This window comes from Ruegeria sp. AF3 (assembly GCF_056536285.1).
In genome coordinates this window covers 3147622-3164430 of record NZ_JBQFJM010000001.1, presented here as the reverse complement: position 1 = coordinate 3164430, position 16809 = coordinate 3147622, and the positions used below count along the sequence as shown (strand labels likewise).

Genomic DNA, 16809 nt, shown 5'->3' with positions numbered 1-16809 from the left:
ACCTAGTCAGACGCCCTGCGCCAACGGTGCAGGATATCCCCACCCACCCTATTGGTTTCCGTCAGCTCGAATCTTGGCGCAGCGTCCAGCGTCGTTAACCCCAATGTTCCAACTGCCGCCAGCCCCTCGGCACCGATGGTCAATCCGGCAGTAAATCCGACCAGTTCATCCACCAGATCCTCGGCCAGCAGTGACGCCGCCAGCGCCGCCCCCCCTTCGCAGAAGACGCTAGTCAGACCGGCTTGCCCCAACTGATGGAGCAGATCGACCGCGTCAATCTGATGATCTTTCAACGCGCAGGGGATCAGCCTTGCGCCCAATCCTTCCCAGGCTTTCGCGCGCTCGGAATCCGGGTGATGCGCATGGCAGAGCCAGACAGGTGTCTTTGATGCCGTGCGGGCCAAATGTCCCATCAGGGATATGTCCATATGGCGCGAAACGACAACGCGCACCGGTTGATGTTCAACGCCAAGATCCCGAACCGTCAGTAACGGATCGTCGGCCCGCGCGGTACCCGCTCCGACCATCACCGCATCGTGACGCGCACGCATGGCATGGACAACACGACGCGCCTGTGGCCCGGTAATCCATTGGCTGTGTCCGGTCGAGGTTGCGATCCGCCCATCAAAACTGCTGGCCAGCTTGAGGGTCACGAAAGGTCGGCCTTGTTCCGTCTTCAGGAAGAAGCCTTCCAGATCACGTTCCGCCTGCTCTGCGAGGACACCGGTTACGACCTTAATTCCGGCCTCGCGCAACTTGGCAAAGCCCTGCCCTGCGACGCGCGGATCACTGTCTTCCACGGCGGCCACGACACGGGCGACACCCGCAGCAATCAAAGCCTCGGCACAGGGGGGTGTCTTGCCGTGATGGGCGCAGGGTTCCAAAGTTACATAGGCGGTCGCACCGTGCGCGGCCTGCCCGGCTTGCGCCAAAGCCTCGGTCTCGGCATGGGGGCGACCGCCCGGCTGGGTCCAACCGCGCCCGACAATCCGGCCTTTGCGCACGATAACACAACCCACTGCAGGGTTTGGCCAGCACATCCCCTGACCGCGCCGCCCCAGTGACAGGGCCAGCGCCATGAATCGCTTATCTGTTTCGCTCACTCGTCCGTCGGTGGCTGCGGCGGGCGCAGTTCGTGGACAAACTCCTCAAAATCATCGGCCGCCTGGAAATTCTTGTACACACTCGCAAAGCGAACATAAGCGACGGTATCGATCCGCGCCAGAGCTTCCATGACGATCTCGCCGATCTTGTGGGACGGGATATCCGTATCGCCCATGCTTTCCAGCCGACGTACGATACCCGATATCATCTGATCGATCCGTTCAGGATCAACTGGCCGTTTCTGCATCGAGATACGGATCGAACGTTCCAGTTTGTCGCGGTCGAAGTCCTCGCGCTTCCCATTGGTCTTTATGACAACCAAATCACGCAGTTGCACACGTTCATAGGTCGTGAACCGCCCGCCACAGGCCGGGCAGAACCGGCGTCGGCGGATTGCCACGTGATCCTCTGCCGGACGTGAATCTTTTACCTGAGTATCGATATTTCCGCAAAACGGGCAGCGCATCCGCCGTCTCCTCGTCCCTTGTTCCGCCTCTTTTTGTAAGCGCTGCGACTTACTTATCCACAACTATAGGGCAGCAACTAGGATTTGGGTAGTCGGAAATTTCAACCGCTAGATAAAGGGTCAGGCCAGGTGCGCTGCAATCCGTCTCTGGTGTGGTGCCGTGCGGTGTTCAAACAGATATATCCCCTGCCATGTTCCAAGGCATGGGCGACCCTGCGACACAGGTATCGACAAGGATACAGGCAACAGCGCAGCTTTTATATGCGCGGGCATGTCATCGGGGCCTTCATAAGTATGCCTTAGATACGACATTGACGGGTGATTGGATGGCGGCACCAGCCTTTCGAAGAACGCCCGAAGGTCGGTTTGAACTTCGGGATCCGCGTTTTCCTGAATAAGCAACGAACAGGAGGTGTGGCGAACGAAAAGCGTCAGTAAGCCATCCGTCGCCACCTGCCCCAGCCAATGCGTCAACTCGGCCGTGAACTCGTAAAGACCTGAACCTTGGGTCTGTATTACAAATTCAGTCTGCATTCACGGTGTCTCGCCGTTTTGTCAGTCGTTAAAGAACGGTCGATAGTTACACCTGGCATTCGCGCCTTGTACAGACATGCTGTACCCCGGCTGAAAACCAACCGAAACAAAGCTGCTTGGCTGCGCACCGACATTCTGTGGCGGCTTGATCGAAAACTGAACCGCTGTTTTACGCCCTGTGGTGACGCTTGGCCCATACCCGCGCAACACGTAGATCGGATCGCGCCAGCCCGCGCCCAAAGTACGCCGTGCATAATCCGCTGCCGCGCACCAGTATCCTTCGGTACGCTGGTCGCCGCGCGGAATAACCTCGAAGTCAGTGGCGTTTATCGGCTCGGTCCGGTACCCGTGCGGCGCTGCGTCAGCAGCCATGGGAATGCTGAACGCCAGGGCGGCAATCGCGGCAAATGTCCGTGTATGTTTCATTGTCATTACTTCCCTGATTGTGTGTGTCAAAAAGGTTAGGCCATTAGCTTCGTCGGCACAGGGTCGCTCACGTTCTGTTTAATCTGTCTCGTGCGATACGTGAACCGGCGTGAGCCATCCCTGATACCTGATCAACATTCCCAGTCCCGGCGCGTCCGCAGACACATCAAACCGAAAGCGCCCCGCTTTGTCCTGCCATTCGCGCGTTCTTGATCGCGGCAAGGTAAAAGCTGGCATCGGAATGCCAAACACGGTCAGGCGGAGGATTTTGATGTGCATTCCGTTTTCTCGCCAAATGGGCTTTAACCAGATTGAGATCGAGCCGAAAGATTCCCGAACACACTCTCTTTTCGTATCATATTTCAGAGTTGATCGGGTTTTGTGGCCCGCGAAATTCCGGTCCCATGACCAGAATTCGCCATTTGCACCAATTTGCAGGGAAACGGGGACGTCTTTGCCGCTTCGCGGAAATCCGGCCAGACGAGTTGCAAGGGCAACCCATAGCCCTTTGCCACGTTCGATGTCGCAGCGTCCCACAAAGCAGCCCTCGCTCATGTGCAAAACTCGAACCGCCTTTGGCAACCTTTCGATCGATCCTATCGCCTTAAGAAAGGGATCGCCCATCGCTAGTACCCGTATTCGGCAAAACGAGCCCTGATATCGGGACCGGGAACCAGACATGTCTTGGAACGACCAAAGAACGCGTATCTGTTTCGTGCGATCAAGCGATAGGCCGGATCCTTGATGGGCCGAGGCAGAAACCGGCATATTGATAAAAGCGACCACGGAGCGCGCAACTGTCGCATCGCCTCAGAAAATGCATCCAGATGCTGAAAAACAGCGCCATCCACGACCACCAGATTGGTTTGAAAATCCTGTGTGGGAAGGCCGAGATCTCGATACAGTTTTTGCCCAAGCGGGGACTGCGCCGTGGCAAATTGGAAAACATGGCGCCGGTCACGTTTCAGCATAAACTGGAAAAACCCCGAACACAGCACGCATTCGCCGTCAAACACAATCAGGTTTTGGTCATAAACCCCTGTATTCTCAAAAACATCTTGCAAGGTTTTTCACCGGTATTTTTGACTTAAAGCCAGCCTGACAAAACCACCTGAGCGAAGCAATGCGACATGTACGAAAGGTATGGGGGCGTGCCGGGGAGCCTTGACCAGAGGCTGGTGATTTCCCCGAGGCTCTGACCTCATCCCCATAAAGGTCTGGACCCGGCAACATTGCTGAATTGGTTCGTTGCACATGGCGACGCTTGTCCATACCGGTCAATAAATTTCGAGAATTTGCCACCGATGGCTTGTTTCTGTGTGAAATCGACTTGTCAGCACCGTCGATCATGAAAGAGAATTCTGTAATAGTCCGCTTATGTATTTGAAAATTTGAGGTACTGCTTCGCGATGGATGTCGATATCGGCCGACTTCATCTGTTTGTTCAGGCACTGGACCGCTATTCCGGAAATGGCGATATGTCCTGTAATGTCCTGAAGATGGCAGGGCTGCGCCCTCAGGATATCGCGCCGCCGGTCTCAACCTACAGCGTACAAAGCGAGGCTTTGTTTATCCGTTATGCATGTGACGCCACCCACGACGTCACGTTTGCGGCTCGCACGGGTCTTGAGGTTACGTCAGCCTCGACCGTGACCGCCTATATCAGCAAGTATTCCCGCGATCTGAAACAGGTGATGGAGAACCTCTCGCGCTTTCACGGCATCATCGACCCTGCCATCGCGCTTAACCTGCGCGTCGCGGGTAACTTTGCGACCTTGGAAGCCGAGTGGAAAGACCCCGGATTTGCGCGGTATCACAGACGCACCGAATTCCTGATATTTGCTGCCCTGGCCAGAATGCGGAACCTGACGCAAGTCAATCTCTATCCGATAGAAATTCGGTTTCAGCACAGGGTCGGCGACCACGCCCGAAGATTTGAGAAGCTTGCCGGTTTTCCTGTGACCTTTGGGGCTGAGAACCTCGAGATTATCCTGCCACTTTCCGCGCTGGACCTGCCTGTGCCGACATATGACCCCCAACTCAGAGAGCACTTGCTGGGATATGCAGATCGCCTGCTTTCTGAGAGAGGTGCGCCCAAACATCTGACCCGCTCCAAGGTCGAAGGGCTGGTTACCCGTTCCCTGCCCGGCACAATCCCGCAGGCCGAAAGCGTCGCGGCTGATCTGGGGATGAGCCTTAGAACCTTCAGCAGGCGCCTCAGGGATGAAGGCACCAGCTATCGCGATGTTGTCGACGATCTGCGGTGCGACCTGGCGCAGACCTTTATCAAGAATGAAATGCCCTTGTCCGAAATCGCCTATTCGCTGGGCTATGCGGATCAGGCCGCATTTTCGACCGCTTTCAAACGTTGGACAGGCCAGCCGCCCAGCGCGTTCAAGACACGATTGGCACACCCGATACGGACATGAGACCGGGGGTCATCAGCTTGAAAAACCTCGCCCCGGCCCGTCCCATGAGTGGACAGAACGGATATAGAAGGACAGGAGGTCCGGGCCTTGTGCGTTCCCGCCAATGTGATGGGAGAACAGGCCATCGTGAAGAGCGCCTTGATTGAAAAAAGGCGCCTCGGGTGAGGCGCCTTGGAAATTATTGATCCAGGAAGGACCGAAGTTTTCGGGATCGGCTGGGATGCTTCAGCTTCCGCAGCGCCTTCGCTTCGATCTGGCGGATACGTTCGCGGGTCACGCTGAACTGCTGACCCACCTCTTCCAGCGTGTGGTCGGTGTTCATACCGATGCCGAAACGCATCCGCAGCACACGTTCTTCGCGCGGGGTGAGCGAGGCCAAAACCCGTGTGGTGGTTTCCTTGAGGTTTTCCTGAATGGCGCTGTCCAGAGGCAGCACGGCATTCTTGTCCTCGATGAAATCACCCAGCTGGCTGTCTTCTTCGTCACCAATCGGCGTTTCCAGCGAAATCGGCTCTTTGGCGATTTTCATCACCTTGCGAACCTTCTCAAGCGGCATTTGCAGCTTTTCGGCCAGTTCCTCGGGTGTCGGTTCGCGGCCGATCTCGTGCAGCATCTGGCGGCCGGTCCGGACCAGCTTGTTGATCGTTTCGATCATGTGAACCGGAATGCGGATCGTGCGCGCCTGATCCGCGATTGAACGCGTGATCGCCTGACGAATCCACCACGTTGCATAGGTCGAGAACTTATAGCCGCGGCGGTATTCGAACTTGTCTACCGCCTTCATCAGGCCGATATTACCTTCCTGAATAAGATCAAGGAATTGCAGGCCGCGGTTCGTGTACTTCTTGGCGATCGAGATCACCAGACGCAGATTGGCTTCGACCATTTCCTTCTTGGCCTGCCGCGCCTCTTTTTCGCCCTTCTGGACCTGCTGAACGATGCGGCGGAATTCGCTGATGTCCAGACCCACATACTGGCCGACCTGAGCCATGTCGTTGCGCAGCTCTTCGACCTTCGCGGTCGAGCGTTCGATGAACATCTGCCAACCCCGACCCGGCTTTTCCGCCATCTCGGCCAGCCAGTTCGGGTCAAGTTCGCGGCCGCGGTATTCGTCGATGAACTCGCGACGGTTGATCCGCGCCTGATCGGCCAGCTTCACCATCGAGCTGTCCAGCGCCATAACGCGACGGTTGATACCGTAAAGCTGATCGATCAAAGCTTCGATCCGGTTGTTGTGCAGGTGAAGACCATTCACCAGTTGCACAATCTCGGCCCGCAACTTCTGATAAGTCGCTTCGTCCTCTTCGCTGAACGTGCCATCCTCGTTCAGGGTGGCCGAAATACGGCTGTCCTGCATTTCAGACAGCATCGCGAAATCGGTAGAGATCCGTTCCAGAGTGGTCAGAACCTGATCCTTCAATGCCGCTTCCATCGCGGCCAGCGACATATTGACCTGATCGTCTTCGTCATCATCGTCGTCGCTGGTGATCGGGTTGCCATCCGCATCCAGTTCCGGCCCGGCCTCTCTTGCAGGTTTTGCAGCCTGCACGGCAGACGCATCAACGACTGGCGCGTCGCCGTCTTCGTCCAACTGGTTGCCGAACGTGGTTTCCAGATCGATGACATCCCTCAGCAGAATGTCCTCGGACAGCAATTCGTCGTGCCAGATGGTGATCGCCTGGAAGGTCAGCGGGCTTTCGCACAGACCAGCGATCATGGTGTTGCGCCCTGCTTCGATCCGCTTGGCGATGGCAATCTCGCCCTCACGGCTCAGCAGTTCAACCGAACCCATCTCGCGCAGATACATGCGAACAGGGTCGTCGGTGCGGTCCAGCTTTTCGGTGGCGGCCCCTGCCAACGCAACCTCGCGGTTGCTTTCTGTGGTTGTCAGATCGGTCGAGCCTTTGTTCTCTTCCTCTTCGGCCTCTTCATCTTCGATGATGTTGATGCCCATCTCGGACAGCATCGACATAACGTCTTCGATCTGTTCCGAGCTGACCTGATCAGGCGGCAAAACCTGATTGAGCTGATCGTAGGTGATGTAACCTTTCTCGCGGGCCTCGGCGATCATCTTCTTGACGTTGGCCTGGCTCATGTCCAGCGAGATTTCCTGTTCCTGCTCGTCGGATTTGCTATCTTCGGTCGTATCTTTGGCGGCCATTCAATGCTCCTGCAGGGATGGGTGATTCGTTTGATCCGAATCATTAGCGCGTAGAAGTGATTCGGCCACCCGTTTACCTGTTTTTCTTTTCCAGTGCCTTACGAAAACACCATTTTACCGGCGTTTCCGCTCGAATTTGATGCCGGACATAATCGCCTCGAACGCGTCTTTCTCGTCGCGGTTGATTCGCGCGCCGTTGTCGGCGATGTCGAATATGGCCTTGTCCTCATTCTGGCTTCGGCTTGTCCGATTGCGTTCTTCCGCCGCTTGCGCCAGCCGATATGTCAGCGCCTCATCGGCCAGATCGGACAATTCCTCTGCGGCTTCGGCAATCTCAGCATCCAACCCCTGGAGCGCTTTGATTTTCGCGAGTTCTTCGGCCAGTGTCATCTCGGCCTTTTCTACGTCGCCTGGGTTTCGCACACAGGGTATTATGGCGACATGGCTAAGCGCCAGCAGGTTTTCAAGGGGTTCAGGTCCTAAAGCTGCAACAATATGGTCTTTGATATTTTCCGGGTCGTCGATTGCGTGTCTGAGCAAAACATCCCGCATCGCATTCAGTTCGGGATCTAGGCACGACATTTCATCAATCTGATGTTCGAACTGGACAACCAAGGCGGGTGTCAATATTGCGATTGCGAGAATTACACTTTCCTTCCAACGAATATCCGCGCTGTTCTTCTGAGTGACTAAGAAGGAAGTAAGAGTGCCTTGTGTAGGTCCAGCGGACTTAAGGTCCCGCTCCCTTTTGGACTTCCAGATTCGCGCAGGGATTTGTTTCTGAGAGCGATAGAAATGGAAAAGTAGATCCCTAATTTCTTGTCGATAGTGATTTCGTATCGACTTATCCCGGATTAACTTGATTTTTTCCCAAAGTGCTTTGTCCAACGCAGATCTGCGTTCGGGGCTGTCGAACACCCTGCCGTCGGTCTCGCGCTGCCACAGCAGCTTGACCATCGGAATGGCACCATCCAGTACGGCCTTCACGGCACCTGCCCCTTCGGCGCGCAGCAGGTCGTCGGGGTCTTTGCCCTCGGGCATCAGGGCAAACCGCAGCGACTTTCCAGCTTCGAGCAGCGGCAAGGCCAGATCAACCGCCCGCATCGCAGCGCGCAGACCTGCCGTGTCGCCGTCCAGCGCAATGATCGGCTCGTCCGATATCCGCCAGAGCAGTTGCAGCTGATGTTCAGTGATGGCGGTACCCAATGGGGCAACCGACGCGCCAAAGCCTGCTTCGGCCAGCGCGATCACATCCATATAGCCTTCGGCCACGATCAGCGGCTGCCCCTTCCCTGCCGCCTGTCGGGCCGGGCCTTGATTGTAAAGACTGCGTCCTTTGTCGAACAGCTCGGTCTCGGGCGAGTTCAGGTATTTCGCGTTGTCATTGGGGTCCATCGCCCGCCCGCCAAACGCGATACAACGCCCGCGCGGGTCGCGGATCGGGTACATGATGCGGTTGCGGAAGGTATCATAAGGCTTTTTGCCCTTGTTCGAGGGCTTGGCCAGCCCGGCCCCAAGGATCAGGTCCTCGGCCACGTTCTTGCCGCGCAGATGGTCCCAAAGCGCCTGCCAATCGTCCGGGGCAAATCCAATCTCCCACCGGTCCAGTGCTTGCGCGTTCAACCCGCGGCGCGCGAGGTAGTCTCGTGCGGCGGCTCCTGCCCCGGTCTTGAGTTGCAGGCGGAAGAACTGCGCTGCCTGCTCCATCACATCAGCCAGCTGTGTTCGGTGGTCCTGTTTTTCCTGCGCCTTCGGATCGCGCGCAGGCATCGGCATCCCGGCTTCGCGGGCCAGAATCTCGACAGCTTCGATGAACGAGACATTCTCGGTCTCTTTCACAAAACTAATCGCGTCGCCTTTGGCGTGACAGCCAAAGCAGTAGTAAAACCCCTTTTGGTCATCCACGTGGAACGAGGCCGTCTTTTCATGATGGAACGGGCAAGGCGCCCACATATCCCCTTTGCCCGGATTGGACTTGCGTTGGTCCCACATGACTTTGCGCCCGACAACCTGAGACAGGCTGAGCCGCGTGCGCAATTCGTCCAGAAATCCGGGGGGCAATGACATGAGTCAAACCTGACAGAAACAGGAACGCGCGCCAAGGGGATGGCGCGCGGTTGTCCACAGGGAAATTGCCGGGTTGTGGATTATTGTTGCAGGCACAGTTCAAGCCACGCCGCGCCCAGGTCTTTCTTGCGCACATCCCGCATCTTTTGCTCATAAACCCAAGGTGTGATCAGCGGGATTGCAGCATTGTAGTTTTCGGGCCATGTCGGGCCGCTATCCGCCACCGCTTGTACAACGTCACGTTCGTTTACACGGTCCAGTCGCGCCTTTTGAATCGCAGCCACCACATCTGCTTGATACTTGCAGCTTTGCTCCTTGGTTTCCTGAGCGGTCAAAGGGGTGGCCAACAGAGCCGCAACAAAAGCGATACGCAACATGGAATTCTCCGGAGATTCGTTTCTTTGACGTAGATTGCCCGTCAACCTAACGGGCTGTCATGGACATTCAAGCCGCAGCCGATGCAGGCGGGGCGAATTGATCACCCCGCCTGTCTGATTCAGAGACCTTTGGCGCGGTAGCTTTTTGCGACGCGGTCAATCGCCACGATATAAGCCGCCGTACGCAGGTCCTCGACATCATCACGGCTGTGCCAAACCTCACGCATCGACTGATAAGCAATGCGCATCGTGTCATCGAGACCCGAGCGCACCAACTCAAGCTCATCCGCGCCTTTGAGGTACTTGGCCTTAAAGTCCGGCGACATCGACCATGCATCGCCCAGGTACCGGTCCAGCCTTTCCAGCTCGCTGACGATCAGTTCATGACGCGATTCTTCCTGTCGACGCTGCATCCGGCCAAAGCGGATATGGCTAAGGTTCTTGACCCATTCAAAATAAGACACCGTCACACCGCCCGCATTTGCATACATGTCGGGGATGATCACTGTGCCTTTCTTGCGCAGGACTTCATCCGCGCCAGCGGTAACCGGACCATTGGCAGCTTCGATAATCAGCGGCGCCTTGATCCGATCGGCGTTCGACAGGTTAATAACACCCTCCAAAGCCGCCGGGATCAGAATGTCGCATTCGGCCTCCATCACTGCTGCACTTTCAGCGGAATGGGTCGCATCGGGATAGTCTTTTACGCCGCCGTGTTTGACAATCCACTGCCGCACGGCTTCGACGTCAATGCCGTCGGGATTAAATAGTGCACCGTCCCATTCGATGATTCCGGTGATGCGCGCGCCATCTTCCTCGCTCAGGAACTTGGCTGCGTGATAACCTACATTGCCAAGCCCCTGCACGATAATGCGCTTACCATCCAGTTTGCCCGACAAACCTGCTTTTTGAATGTCTTCAGGGTGGCGGAAAAACTCGCGCAGCGCATATTGGATGCCACGTCCGGTCGCCTCGACCCGCCCGGCAATGCCGCCCGCATTCAAGGGCTTGCCGGTGACACAGGCGCGCGCGTTGATATCCGTTGTGTTCATCCGCGCGTATTGGTCGGCGATCCAGGCCATCTCACGTTCACCGGTGCCCATATCGGGCGCGGGCACGTTTTGCGAAGGGTTTATCAGGTCTCGCTTTGCAAGCTCATACGCAAATCGCCGCGTGATCTGTTCCAGCTCATGCTCTTCATATTCTCGTGGATCAATGCAAAGCCCCCCCTTGGAGCCACCAAACGGCGTTTCGACAAGCGCGCACTTATACGTCATCAGCGCAGCCAGGGCTTCGACTTCGTCCTGATTCACTGCGGTGGCATATCGAATACCGCCCTTGACCGGCTCCATATGTTCCGAGTGGACAGATCTGTAGCCGGTGAAGGTATGAATTTCACCACGCAACCGAACGCCAAATCGAACTGTGTAGGTTGCGTTGCAGACACGGATCTTTTGCTCCAACCCCGGCGGCAGCTCCATAAGGGCGGCTGCCCTGTTGAACATCAGGTCAACACTTTCACGAAAGCTGGGTTCTTTGATGCCGGTCATAAAATCCTCCGTAGCGGTACATGACGATACGTCACGACGTTTTGTCGCACCACTGGCGGCATGCTGCAATCAAACAATGCACTTTTTTTAATCATTTTATGAACGCATGCTTAGTTGCCCCAGGGTGAGTCGCTCAGATCGGCCAACTCCTTAACGAATTGTTTTCATTTCATCGACAGATCACCTGAAACGGTCCGAATTATACCCCTCGGGCGCGTAAAAAGGCCAAAACCAAGCCTTTTTCGCCCAATTCACGCCACGTTTGAAAATTAACTTTGTCCCAAATCTCTTTTTCTTTGACGCACGAATTCGACGTGTGAAGCGGAGTAACCAGAATGCTTAATTCCTTGCTTTGTAACGACGGCTCGAAACCGAAGCGCAAAACGTTCAAGTTAGAGCAGTTCGCTCGGAACGAAGATGGCGTCTTCACCATTTTCGTATTGTTTATGGTGGTCCTGATGCTGGCGATTACCGGCATGTCCATGGATGTCATGAAGTATGAGCGCGACCGTGCCAGCCTGCAATCCACACTGGACCGTGCTGTGCTAGCAGCCGCAGACCTCGACCAGGACCTTCCCGCCAAGACGGTTGTCGATTCCTATATGGACAAGGCCGGGCTGGGCAATCTGAACGCCGTTACGACAGTTGTTGAAGGTTTTGGCTCCAAGAAAGTGTCTGCAACTGCTGAGGCTGTTCTAACAACGCGTTACCTGCGGTATGGCGGCGTTCCTAAACTGAACCTGAAATCAAGCAGTACGGCCGAAGAATCCATTGGCGCTGTCGAAATCTCGTTGGTTCTCGACATCTCCGGCTCCATGTCCAAAGCATCTGCCACGCCATCTAAGACCAAAATCGCAGTTCTCAAAGAAGCTGCATCGGAATTTGTAAGGCTCATGCTAGACAAACCGAACGAAACGCAGATTTCAATCTCGATTGTTCCTTACGCAACGCAGGTAAGCGCAGGAGCGTCAATCCTGGACAAGTTCACGAATGTCACGCAGGAACATAGTTATTCGCACTGCGTAAACTTTATTCCGGAACAGTACAGCGATTCTGATCTGGAACGGGATGACAGGCTGGAACGTACCGCCCATTTTGATCCATTTTACTATGCTGAAGGAACTCTCAAAGAACCTGTTTGCCCGGTCCGCGCAGGGAGTGCGATCACCCCTGTCACCGACAACATGAACAAACTGCTTGCTCAGATTGCGTCCCTCACCCCCGGTGGCAACACATCGATCGATATTGGGATGAAGTGGGGTACCGCCCTGCTCGACCCAAGTATGCGCGGAATTGTTCGCGACCTGTCACTGGAACCGGATCCGGCCTATGCGTATACAACTATTGTGCCTTCAAAATTCTCGGTCCGACCTTCGGACTATGACGGTGATGTTCTGAAAATCGCCATTGTTATGACCGACGGTCAGAACACCGATCAATACATGCTTAACCCGTCGTTACGCGAAGGCATGTCCGACGTCTGGTACAACTCAGAATCCGGTGAATACACTGTCTACCATTCTGAGGGCCGCCCGAATTATTTCTGGCCTCAGCAAGGCGTTTGGGCGGATCATCCTTACGGAAATCTGGAATCCGAGACCGCTGCGGACGAAGAACCGGGAACCGCGATTCGGTTAACATATCCTGTACTGTTTAACCGGATATCTTTGGCCTCGAATGCACGCGACAACTATTACTGGCAGTCCAGCGGATGGGCAGAATGGTATTCTAAAGCCTTTTCGAAAGTCGAAACGTCGGCCAAGAACCAGCGCACCAAGCACATTTGTGATGCGGCCAAAGATCAGGGAATCATCGTTTACGGTATCGCGTTCGAAGCGCCCAGAAGCGGATACAGGACCCTCAAAGACTGTGCCAGCTCTGACAGCCACGTCTATGACGTAAGTGGCCTGAACCTTGAGAAAGCCTTTGAATCCATCGCATCGTCGATCCGCAAGCTGAGGCTAACCCAATGATCAGTAAAAAACTCTTGAAGCTCCGTCTATTTCGGCACTCTGAGGCCGGAAATGCGACAATTGAGTTTGTCATGCTCATTCCGTTTTTCCTGGCGCTTCTTGTGGCCGGTGCCGAGCTGTCGATCATCACAATGAAACATGCTGCACTGGAGCGTGGGGTCGATCTGGTCGTACGGGATATTCGACTGGGTACCGGCACTGACTGGCAACACGACAAGATCAGGGATCAGATTTGCGATGTTTCCGGCATCAAGGATTGCAGCGGTAATTTGCGGCTGCAAATGATCAAACAGAATGCGTTTGAAGGAATCAATCTTCCAGAAAAAGTTGAATGCACTGATACTTCTGAAGAGGCCGATCCATTGCAGGTGTTCAAGTTTGACAATGGCTTATCCAATGAATTGATGATCCTGCGGGCCTGTCTGCGTATCGATCCGGTTCTTGAGGCTTCAGCCATTGCAAAGCTGGTCCCGGATGAAACCGGTCACTATGTGGTGACCGCGACGACAGCATTCGTACAGGAGCCACTGTAAGATCATGTCTGCACTCAGAAAATTGAAGAACTGTGCCAAAGCCTTCAAGAATGATGAAAACGGCATTCTGACCGTAGAAGCCCTCATGATTTTCCCGTTGATGCTTTGGACAATCACGTTCACCTTCACGGCTTTTGAAGGATTTCGTCAAAGTGCGTCAAACCTCAAGGCAGCCTACACAATCAGCGACCTGATATCGCGTGAAACGGATGCCGTAACCGATGTGTATATCGACTCGCTGCACGATTTGGCGGGCAAGATGATCAATAATCGGTCAGACGTGAAAATGCGTGTGTCGCTGATCGTTTACGACGAGGACGATGAACGCCACTATGTGCGCTGGTCGACCGTTCGCGGCTTTGACAATGAATGGGACGACAACAGCATCGATGAAATCAAGGATCGCCTGCCGCCAATGCCCAATCAGGATACGGTTATTCTGGTCGAAACGTCGAATGAATACATCCCCACGTTTAGACCGGGTTGGGACTTTGCGACAGGTATCACTTTTGAGAACTTCATCTTCACCCGTCCCCGCTTTACCAACGAAGTTGCGTGTAACTTATCCAGGACCCCGTTCGTCTGCACAAATAGCGGATAGAATTTCGGACATGAACTTGGCTTCGGCGGCAGATGTCATGCCGCCCACGCCAACCCGGTGACCCACCCGCCACCACAATCCCGGAGCCCAGCGGTTCGCCGCTTTGTTTCGCGTACGGACCAGAAAGCCGTTTGACGGTTTGAACGCGAATACACCCCGATCCACCGTTTCAATATCGGCCACTTCCGCGATGACCTGACCCGATCCCGTTCGCAACTCGGTCCGGGTCAGTTCGATACAGTCTTCTGTGGCGCGCCATACCCGAAGCGCCAGCCAAAGCGATGCACCGCCAACGACAAACAGAAACACCTGCCAAACCGGTTCGGGCGGCGATGCCAGCGCGACATAGGTAACCAGCATTCCAACCGTTGTCAGCATCCCTACCCCGGTCCATCGTCTGGGGGATGAGGCCTGAATCGTTGCCAACACGTCGTCCTGCATGGATGTCTCCTGTCTGATCCACTTCGATCTAGCCATTTTGCGCCGGAAACAACAGGGGTTTGGCTGCAAAACAATTTCGCACAGGTCCGGTTATTTTGTGCAAATTGACTGCTGTGGCGCAGAGATTACATGCTGCCCGGATGAAACGGAGGCAAACATGTCCCTTAGACCGACGTTGGAAACACGCAAAGCCATCCCCACAATGGAAGGGGCTGGTGTGAAACTTCACCGCGCATTCGGGTTTCAGGACCCGTCCGAACTGGATCCCTTTCTGCTGTTTGATGATTTCAGAAATGAACGCCCGCAGGATTATCAGGCCGGTTTTCCCTGGCACCCGCACCGGGGGATCGAAACGATCACTTACGTCCTGACCGGCACGGTCGAACATTCGGATTCGCTGGGCAACACCGGCACGCTTGGCGCCGGTGATGTGCAATGGATGACCGCCGGATCCGGTATCCTGCATCAGGAAATGCCAAGCGGCAACATCTCAGGCCAGATGCACGGCTTCCAGTTGTGGGGCAACCTGCCTTCGGACCAGAAGATGACCGCCCCGCGCTATCAGGACGTCCAAAGCAAGGATATCCCCGAAATCACCGATGACGATGGCACGACAGTGCGGGTGATCGTAGGTGATTTCTGGGGTAAGACTGGACCCGTAGACGGGATAGCTGCTGACCCGCAATATCTGGATATCTCTGTCCCGGCGGGTGTGAAGAAAACTTTCCGGATCGATACGTATCGCCGTGCTTTTGCATATGTGTTTCAGGGTCAGGCCGCCTTTGCCGATGCCTCGCAGCCGACAGGCGTGCTGCTGGAAAAGGAAATCGGCGGGCAAGAGGTCAATATCCGCGACATGTCCGGGGATCGCACGCTTGTCCGTTTTGGCACTGGCGATGAAATCACTGTTCAGGCTGGCCCCCAAGGCGTGCGGTTCCTACTGATCTCAGGGGCTCCCATCAACGAACCCGTCGCCTGGCATGGCCCCATCGTGATGAACACGCGGGCCGAACTGGAACAGGCATTTCGCGAGTTGCGCAATGGTACGTTCATTCGCCCCGCGCACTAACAGCGTGACGGTTTGACTTTGTCAGGCCGTCACTGCCTTGTGAACCATGTTCCAATAGATCTCCTCGACCTCGTCCAGTGACAGGCGACCGCCCGAGCGGTACCAGGTCATCACGCCATTCAGCATGGCAATCACGGCCAGCGTTGCAATCTTCGTGTCCGAAATTGCGAAATGTCCGGCCTGCTGCCCTGAATCAAGGATGCTTTCCAGCACGTTTTCGTACTGGCGCCGCAAGTCTTCAATTTCAGCAAAGTTTTCGGGCGAAAGGTTCCGCAACTCCATATAGGCGATAAAAACTTCGTCCGGTCGTTGCAGATGGAAGCGGATGTGAAAGCCGATGAACTGGCGCAAAGCGTCTTCGGCATCGTCGCAACTGTCCAATGCGTCAAGCGCCGCCAACAAGTCTTGCATGTGTTCGCGCATCAACCGGTGCAAAAGGCTCTGCTTGTCGGGCGTGTAATTATAAAGCGCGCCTGCCTGCACGCCGACCTCTTTTGCAATCTGCCGCATCGAAACGGCGGCATACCCGTAACGGGCAAACAGGTGCAGCGCGGCCTTGCGGATACGCGGGCCGGTTATGTCGGAATGTGAGCCTTGAGTGCGTGCCATGGATCCACAGTATATGAACAGATGTTCATATAGAACCCCGCTTGAACGATGTCGTCAAAACGTGCATCACGATGGGGCAACAAAAACCGAAAAGCCTGCGACATGAAATTGCTGCCTGTTTTGCCACTTATTCTGTTTTGCACCGCCTGTGCGGACATTCCCGAGCTGGAAGGCAGCGAACCAGCTGCAGTCAGATCCGCCCGCTACCCGCGCCTTGTTCCGTTGCAGGAAACCTTGGGGCCACCGGTGGATCCAATCCATCAGGCGGCAGCCGTCGAAGACGAACTGACACAACGCAGCAATACCTTGACCCAAAAGGCACAGGCGTTGCAAAACGCGCAAACCAACTGACGCGTCATAAATCAACTCCACTTTCCCCGGTGACGGATTGCACCCTTGGCCTGAACCCGCTAAGGCAGCGCTGATTGGACAAGCATCCGATACCAGAAAAATTCGAGCGGAAAAGGAC

The 16809-nt window shown here is 55.4% G+C and carries 18 protein-coding genes; 6 read left to right on the top strand and 12 right to left on the bottom strand.

Annotated features, from left to right (window positions below; translation table 11 throughout):
• Window positions 1-2 precede the first annotated feature (2 nt).
• The 6 genes from ribD to ACR3FC_RS15790 form a co-directional block, all read right to left on the bottom strand.
• A complete protein-coding gene (ribD, locus tag ACR3FC_RS15815) occupies window positions 3-1103 on the bottom strand; it encodes a bifunctional diaminohydroxyphosphoribosylaminopyrimidine deaminase/5-amino-6-(5-phosphoribosylamino)uracil reductase RibD (RefSeq protein WP_480476420.1) in 1101 nt (366 codons plus the stop codon).
• Window positions 1100-1570, bottom strand: coding sequence for a transcriptional regulator NrdR (nrdR, locus tag ACR3FC_RS15810; protein WP_267367325.1), 471 nt, complete (start codon window positions 1568-1570; stop codon window positions 1100-1102). The genes ribD and nrdR overlap by 4 nt, the downstream gene beginning before the upstream one ends.
• Window positions 1571-1690: 120 nt before the next feature.
• Window positions 1691-2104, bottom strand: coding sequence for a secondary thiamine-phosphate synthase enzyme YjbQ (locus tag ACR3FC_RS15805; protein WP_480476418.1), 414 nt, complete (start codon window positions 2102-2104; stop codon window positions 1691-1693).
• 21 nt (window positions 2105-2125) lie between these two features.
• On the bottom strand, window positions 2126-2530 hold the full coding sequence (locus ACR3FC_RS15800; RefSeq protein WP_480476416.1) for a hypothetical protein: 405 nt from the start codon (window positions 2528-2530) through the stop codon (window positions 2126-2128).
• Between the two features lie 78 nt (window positions 2531-2608).
• Window positions 2609-3154, bottom strand: a complete 546-nt coding sequence (locus tag ACR3FC_RS15795; RefSeq protein ID WP_480476414.1) for a DUF4166 domain-containing protein — start codon at window positions 3152-3154, stop codon at window positions 2609-2611.
• Between the two features lie 2 nt (window positions 3155-3156).
• Window positions 3157-3594 carry a thiol-disulfide oxidoreductase DCC family protein gene (locus tag ACR3FC_RS15790; RefSeq protein ID WP_480476412.1) on the bottom strand — a complete coding sequence of 146 codons (438 nt, stop codon included), beginning with the start codon at window positions 3592-3594 and terminating at the stop codon, window positions 3157-3159.
• A gap of 345 nt (window positions 3595-3939) precedes the next feature.
• Here ACR3FC_RS15790 and ACR3FC_RS15785 point away from each other — a divergent pair, with 345 nt between their 5' ends.
• Window positions 3940-4959 carry a helix-turn-helix domain-containing protein gene (locus tag ACR3FC_RS15785; protein ID WP_480476410.1) on the top strand — a complete coding sequence of 340 codons (1020 nt, stop codon included), beginning with the start codon at window positions 3940-3942 and terminating at the stop codon, window positions 4957-4959.
• A 178-nt stretch (window positions 4960-5137) separates the two neighbouring features.
• On the opposite strand, the gene rpoD is transcribed toward ACR3FC_RS15785, so the two are convergent.
• From rpoD to ACR3FC_RS15765, 4 genes are all read right to left on the bottom strand, one after another.
• On the bottom strand, window positions 5138-7120 hold the full coding sequence (rpoD, locus tag ACR3FC_RS15780; protein WP_480476408.1) for an RNA polymerase sigma factor RpoD: 1983 nt from the start codon (window positions 7118-7120) through the stop codon (window positions 5138-5140).
• A gap of 114 nt (window positions 7121-7234) precedes the next feature.
• Window positions 7235-9187 carry a DNA primase gene (gene dnaG, locus ACR3FC_RS15775; RefSeq protein WP_480476406.1) on the bottom strand — a complete coding sequence of 651 codons (1953 nt, stop codon included), beginning with the start codon at window positions 9185-9187 and terminating at the stop codon, window positions 7235-7237.
• 80 nt (window positions 9188-9267) lie between these two features.
• Window positions 9268-9564 (bottom strand): hypothetical protein, encoded by a 297-nt coding sequence (locus ACR3FC_RS15770; RefSeq protein ID WP_480476404.1) that lies wholly within the window; start codon window positions 9562-9564, stop codon window positions 9268-9270.
• Between the two features lie 119 nt (window positions 9565-9683).
• Window positions 9684-11114, bottom strand: a complete 1431-nt coding sequence (locus tag ACR3FC_RS15765; protein ID WP_480476402.1) for a Glu/Leu/Phe/Val family dehydrogenase — start codon at window positions 11112-11114, stop codon at window positions 9684-9686.
• Between the two features lie 335 nt (window positions 11115-11449).
• Between ACR3FC_RS15765 and ACR3FC_RS15760 the strand changes: the two genes are divergently transcribed.
• The 3 genes from ACR3FC_RS15760 to ACR3FC_RS15750 are packed head-to-tail and all read left to right on the top strand — an operon-like array spanning window position 11450 to window position 14221.
• Window positions 11450-13087, top strand: coding sequence for a pilus assembly protein TadG-related protein (locus tag ACR3FC_RS15760; protein ID WP_480476400.1), 1638 nt, complete (start codon window positions 11450-11452; stop codon window positions 13085-13087).
• Window positions 13084-13620 carry a TadE/TadG family type IV pilus assembly protein gene (locus ACR3FC_RS15755; RefSeq protein WP_480476398.1) on the top strand — a complete coding sequence of 179 codons (537 nt, stop codon included), beginning with the start codon at window positions 13084-13086 and terminating at the stop codon, window positions 13618-13620. Before ACR3FC_RS15760 ends, ACR3FC_RS15755 begins: the two co-directional genes overlap by 4 nt.
• A gap of 4 nt (window positions 13621-13624) precedes the next feature.
• On the top strand, window positions 13625-14221 hold the full coding sequence (locus ACR3FC_RS15750) for a TadE/TadG family type IV pilus assembly protein (protein WP_480476396.1): 597 nt from the start codon (window positions 13625-13627) through the stop codon (window positions 14219-14221).
• Here the strand turns inward: ACR3FC_RS15750 and ACR3FC_RS15745 are convergent.
• Window positions 14183-14662 carry a hypothetical protein gene (locus tag ACR3FC_RS15745; RefSeq protein WP_480476394.1) on the bottom strand — a complete coding sequence of 160 codons (480 nt, stop codon included), beginning with the start codon at window positions 14660-14662 and terminating at the stop codon, window positions 14183-14185. The two genes, ACR3FC_RS15750 and ACR3FC_RS15745, sit on opposite strands and share 39 nt — an antisense overlap.
• Window positions 14663-14819: 157 nt before the next feature.
• Here ACR3FC_RS15745 and ACR3FC_RS15740 point away from each other — a divergent pair, with 157 nt between their 5' ends.
• The gene (locus ACR3FC_RS15740; protein WP_480476392.1) at window positions 14820-15731 is read left to right on the top strand and encodes a pirin family protein; all 912 of its coding nucleotides are present in this window, start codon (window positions 14820-14822) and stop codon (window positions 15729-15731) included.
• A 21-nt stretch (window positions 15732-15752) separates the two neighbouring features.
• Here the strand turns inward: ACR3FC_RS15740 and ACR3FC_RS15735 are convergent, their stop codons facing one another.
• Window positions 15753-16340, bottom strand: coding sequence for a TetR/AcrR family transcriptional regulator (locus ACR3FC_RS15735; protein ID WP_480476390.1), 588 nt, complete (start codon window positions 16338-16340; stop codon window positions 15753-15755).
• Between the two features lie 48 nt (window positions 16341-16388).
• On the opposite strand from ACR3FC_RS15735, the gene ACR3FC_RS15730 reads away from it, so the two are divergent.
• Window positions 16389-16691: a hypothetical protein gene (locus tag ACR3FC_RS15730; protein WP_480476388.1), complete on the top strand. Its 303-nt coding sequence runs from the start codon at window positions 16389-16391 to the stop codon at window positions 16689-16691.
• Window positions 16692-16809 lie beyond the last annotated feature (118 nt).

What these genes read in the sequence shown, in the direction of transcription:
- ACR3FC_RS15785 (WP_480476410.1), top strand. Translation starts at nt 3,940, where the DNA reads ATGGATGTCGATATCGGCCGACTTCATCTGTTTGTTCAGGCACTGGAC.
- dnaG (WP_480476406.1), bottom strand. Translation starts at nt 9,187, where the DNA reads ATGTCATTGCCCCCCGGATTTCTGGACGAATTGCGCACGCGGCTCAGC.
- rpoD (WP_480476408.1), bottom strand. Translation starts at nt 7,120, where the DNA reads ATGGCCGCCAAAGATACGACCGAAGATAGCAAATCCGACGAGCAGGAA.
- ACR3FC_RS15795 (WP_480476414.1), bottom strand. Translation starts at nt 3,154, where the DNA reads ATGGGCGATCCCTTTCTTAAGGCGATAGGATCGATCGAAAGGTTGCCA.
- ACR3FC_RS15730 (WP_480476388.1), top strand. Translation starts at nt 16,389, where the DNA reads ATGTCGTCAAAACGTGCATCACGATGGGGCAACAAAAACCGAAAAGCC.
- ACR3FC_RS15760 (WP_480476400.1), top strand. Translation starts at nt 11,450, where the DNA reads ATGCTTAATTCCTTGCTTTGTAACGACGGCTCGAAACCGAAGCGCAAA.
- ACR3FC_RS15800 (WP_480476416.1), bottom strand. Translation starts at nt 2,530, where the DNA reads ATGAAACATACACGGACATTTGCCGCGATTGCCGCCCTGGCGTTCAGC.
- ACR3FC_RS15740 (WP_480476392.1), top strand. Translation starts at nt 14,820, where the DNA reads ATGTCCCTTAGACCGACGTTGGAAACACGCAAAGCCATCCCCACAATG.
- nrdR (WP_267367325.1), bottom strand. Translation starts at nt 1,570, where the DNA reads ATGCGCTGCCCGTTTTGCGGAAATATCGATACTCAGGTAAAAGATTCA.
- ACR3FC_RS15750 (WP_480476396.1), top strand. Translation starts at nt 13,625, where the DNA reads ATGTCTGCACTCAGAAAATTGAAGAACTGTGCCAAAGCCTTCAAGAAT.
- ACR3FC_RS15805 (WP_480476418.1), bottom strand. Translation starts at nt 2,104, where the DNA reads ATGCAGACTGAATTTGTAATACAGACCCAAGGTTCAGGTCTTTACGAG.
- ACR3FC_RS15770 (WP_480476404.1), bottom strand. Translation starts at nt 9,564, where the DNA reads ATGTTGCGTATCGCTTTTGTTGCGGCTCTGTTGGCCACCCCTTTGACC.
- ACR3FC_RS15755 (WP_480476398.1), top strand. Translation starts at nt 13,084, where the DNA reads ATGATCAGTAAAAAACTCTTGAAGCTCCGTCTATTTCGGCACTCTGAG.
- ACR3FC_RS15735 (WP_480476390.1), bottom strand. Translation starts at nt 16,340, where the DNA reads ATGGCACGCACTCAAGGCTCACATTCCGACATAACCGGCCCGCGTATC.
- ACR3FC_RS15765 (WP_480476402.1), bottom strand. Translation starts at nt 11,114, where the DNA reads ATGACCGGCATCAAAGAACCCAGCTTTCGTGAAAGTGTTGACCTGATG.
- ACR3FC_RS15745 (WP_480476394.1), bottom strand. Translation starts at nt 14,662, where the DNA reads ATGCAGGACGACGTGTTGGCAACGATTCAGGCCTCATCCCCCAGACGA.